Origin of the sequence: Neisseria wadsworthii 9715 (assembly GCF_000227765.1) — a bacterium.
In the GTDB taxonomy this organism is placed as follows: domain Bacteria; phylum Pseudomonadota; class Gammaproteobacteria; order Burkholderiales; family Neisseriaceae; genus Neisseria; species Neisseria wadsworthii.
In genome coordinates, this window is sequence record NZ_JH165159.1 from 2,094,257 (window position 1) to 2,098,058 (window position 3,802).

Annotated in this window: 3 protein-coding genes; all 3 read right to left on the reverse strand. The window is 50.6% G+C overall.

Annotation, left to right across the window (positions count from 1 at the left end; translation table 11 throughout):
- Nucleotides 1–203: 203 nt before the first annotated feature.
- Nucleotides 204–1,892, reverse strand: a complete 1,689-nt coding sequence (dld, locus tag HMPREF9370_RS09735) for a D-lactate dehydrogenase (protein WP_009117319.1) — start codon at nucleotides 1,890–1,892, stop codon at nucleotides 204–206.
- Between the two features lie 17 nt (nucleotides 1,893–1,909).
- Nucleotides 1,910–2,716, reverse strand: a complete 807-nt coding sequence (locus tag HMPREF9370_RS09740; protein ID WP_009117320.1) for a sulfite exporter TauE/SafE family protein — start codon at nucleotides 2,714–2,716, stop codon at nucleotides 1,910–1,912.
- Nucleotides 2,717–2,792: 76 nt separating this feature from the next.
- Nucleotides 2,793–3,551 carry a CDP-diacylglycerol--serine O-phosphatidyltransferase gene (gene pssA, locus HMPREF9370_RS09745; RefSeq protein ID WP_009117321.1) on the reverse strand — a complete coding sequence of 253 codons (759 nt, stop codon included), beginning with the start codon at nucleotides 3,549–3,551 and terminating at the stop codon, nucleotides 2,793–2,795.
- Between the last annotated feature and the right edge of the window lie 251 nt (nucleotides 3,552–3,802).

The following is a 3,802-nucleotide window of genomic DNA, read 5'->3' on the forward strand; positions in this document are numbered from 1 at the left end:
ATATAATCAATCAACTTAAGAAAACCACATACGTCATACTCGGGCTTGACCCGAGTATCTTGAGTTTCAGTAAATTTTGGGATACTCGGGTCAAGCCCGAGTATGACGGAAATATTACTATGTAAGTGGTGTAACTATAGTCGGAAAATAGACAATGCCTGTCTGAAAAACCACTTTCCAGACAGGCATTGTCTATTTTTGCATCACGCCCAATGTTTCTTTTTCGATGTTTTACCAATACCCGGATTAAAACTGTTGGTCGGATCAAGCTTGCGGTAAAACTGTTTTAATGCCGGCTTGGCTTCATAAAGGTGGCCGACATTATGCTCGGCAGGATACTGCGCACCGCGCTCATCCAAAAGATGCAGCATTTCATGCTCAAGCGCCATGCAATCGTGGCCTTTTTTCACGATATAGTCTTGATGGAACACATGACACATAAAATGGCCGTAATAAAGCTTATGGCTGATTTTACTGTTGATTTCTTCAGGCAGGCGTTCGAACCAATCGCGGTCGTCGCGCCGCAGGGCAATATCCAGCGCCACAATATCTTCCACTTCTTTATCATGCACCGCACGGTAGCGCACCGCAGCGGATGCAACGGCAAATCGATGCAGCATGGCGGCTTGGGTTTCTTCCGGGCTACATTCGAAATAATCGCCCGATTTTTCGGCAAAATAGTTTTTCAAAAACACGCGTGCTTCTTCCACGCCTTCGCCGCCCATTTTCAAAATCAAATGGTGTTCGAAGCGGTTTCGGTAGTCGCGCAAAGATTGCGGCAGATGCTCCGGCAAAAATTTGCTGATTTCTTGCAAAGCCTTATCGGAAAAATGCTTGGGCAGAAAACTCAGCTTTTTGCCGAACCGGTCAACTTTTGCTTTGTAATCAAAAAGCTTGGGCAGATTATGGGTACCGAATTTTTTAATTACCCAAAACGTGTCTTTGCCGTACACGGCTGCGATGTCGAAAGCATCCCGGTGAATGTATTCGCCCGACACCGGTAAGCTTTTGAATCCGCCCAAAATGGTGCGGCGGATATCGGTTAATTCGTTGATGTCGTTGGTGCCTATATAGAAAACAGCCGTATGCTTTTCCAACGGGAACGTATCCAGCCTCACGGCAAACACCATCAGCTTACCTGCGCAGCCTGAAGCTTCGTAATGCCGCGCAGGGTCGGCGTTGAAGCGGGCGGCAGTCGGTTCGTCCACTTGGCGGACATGGTTGCAATAAGCATGGTCGTGCCCTTTTCCGGCTTCGCGGGTGATGTCTTTTTGCTGGTAATGATGGCCTTGCAGATTGGTAAGTATTTCTTCAGGCGTTTCGCCCAAATCAATGCCTAAATGGTTGATTAATTGCAATTCGCCCGCTTCGTTCAACTGGGCAAACAATGCCATTTCGGTATAAGCGGGGCCGCGCTGCACCAGTGCGCCGCCCGAATTATTGCACACCCCGCCCAACACAGATGCACCGATACATGAAGAACCAATCACCGAATGCGGTTCCCTACCCAACGGCTTCAGCAGCAATTCGAGCTGATTCAAAGTGGCGCCGGGCAGGCAGACAACCTGTTCGTTTTGGTTGATGGGCCGGATAATGTTCATACGCATGGTGTTTACAATCACAATATCGCGGTCGTAATCGTTGCCGTCCGGCGTAGAGCCGCCGGTCAAGCCGGTGTTTGCCGCTTGGGTGAGCACAATCACGTCTGCCTCCACACAAGCTTTCAGCACTTGCCACTGCTCCAACAATGTGCCCGGACGCACCACGGCCAAAGCTTTGCCCTCGCCAAAGCGGTAGCCTTGCCGGTAAGGCTCGGTTTTGGCAGGATCGGTAATGATGTGCGGCTGGCCCACAATTTCCGTAAGCCTTTGAATAAGCTGGGTTGCAGTCACGATTTTTTCTCCGTTGTCTAGTTAATCACTTGCCACAACATACGTGCAGCAATCACCAAAAGTAATACGCCGAACGCCATTTTCAACTTTTCGGCAGGCAGTTTGTGGGAGGCTTTCACACCGATAGGCGCAAAAATCAAGGTAGCCGCCGCCAACACCACCGCGGCAGGCCAATACACAAAACCGGCTGCGCCGTAAGGCAGGCCGGCAACATTCCAGCCAGCGGCAAGATAAGTAAGCGCACCGGTCAGCGCAATCGGCCAGCCGAGCGCAGCCGAAGTGCCGACCGCCTGATGCATCGGCACATTGCAAAACACCATATACGGCACGGAAAGCGATCCGCCGCCGATACCGATCCAGCTGGAAAACACGCCGAACACACCGCCCATACCAAACAAACCACCCCTGCCCGGTAGCTGGCGGCTCGGCTTGGGTTTCACATTCATCAAAGCGCGCACGGCAAGAACCGTGGCAAACACCACAAAGAAAATCTGCAAACCTTCTTTCGGCAAGTATTTGGCCAACAGCGAACCTGCCACCACACCGGCAATCATGCCCGGCGCCATGCTTCTGAATATCGCCCAATTCACGCCGCCTTTTTTATGTTGCGACATCATGCTCGAAAACGAAGTGAACACCATCACGGCAAACGACGTGCCGATAGCGATATGCTGCGTGTAAGCCGTGTCGCCCGCCCCCTGCATCTGCATCGCCCAAAGCACCACCGGCACGATAATCATACCGCCGCCAATGCCCAACAAACCGGCGATAAACCCCGCAAACGAGCCGACCAAAGCCAGCATCACAATAATTTCCACAGCCATCCTCTCTTGCTTTTCAGACAGGCATATGCCTGTCTGAAACCCTTATCTTGCTACAAACCTTAAAACCATCCGATGATCAAACCAGCTTTCTTTTTTTCTTGATTCTGCGCCAGAAATACATCACATAGCCCGACAAACTGTATCCCAAGAAAAACAGAAAAATCACCAGCGAAGGCCCGAGCGCCACCAAAGGCAGCACCAGCATTGCCGCAATAATCGCCACAAACGGGACCTTGCGGCGCACATTCAGCTCTTTAAAACTCCAAAACGGAATCTGCACCACCATCGACAAGCCGGCAAACAAAGTGAGCAGCAGCGCAAACCATTCCACACCGCCGATTTCGCCATAATTATGGTTAACCCAAACCAAGCCGATAACTAACGCAGCAGCCGTCGGACTGGGGATGCCGATAAACCAGCGCTTATCCACTTTACCGATCATCGTGTTGAACAAAGCCAAACGCAGCGCAGCGCATGCGCAATAAATAAACGCCACCGAATAACCGACTTTGCCGAAATTAAACAGCTGCCACTTATAAGCAATCAGCGCCGGCGCCACACCGAAGCTCACCATATCGGCCAAACTGTCGAGCTGCTCGCCAAACGCGCTTTGGCTGTTGGTCCACCGCGCCACACGACCGTCCATACCGTCGAGCAGCATAGACACAAACACCGCAATCGCCGCCGTTTCATAATGCTCGTGCATCGCCTGTGTAATCGCAAAAAAAGCAGAAAACAAAGCCGCAATGGTAAAAGAATTGGGCAGCAGATAAATACTGTTCTGACGCAAACGGCCGCGGCCGCTTACTGCTTGATCTTGCTGAGGGTATTCCATAACAATCCTCGACTGTTTATTCAAACAGGCATCCAACACCTGTATCTATTTCAGATAACTTCCTTAATCAATTCAGATTATAACCCATTTGCCCGCCCCATATGGCGGGCGGTTACACGCGCGCGAATGTTTTCAGACAGGCATATGCCTGTCTGAAAACATCTTCTGCATATAGTTAATCAAACAACTTAAATAAAGTATGTTCCCCATACTCAAATCCAATCTGGCAAGAGCAGCCATAAAGAATGCCT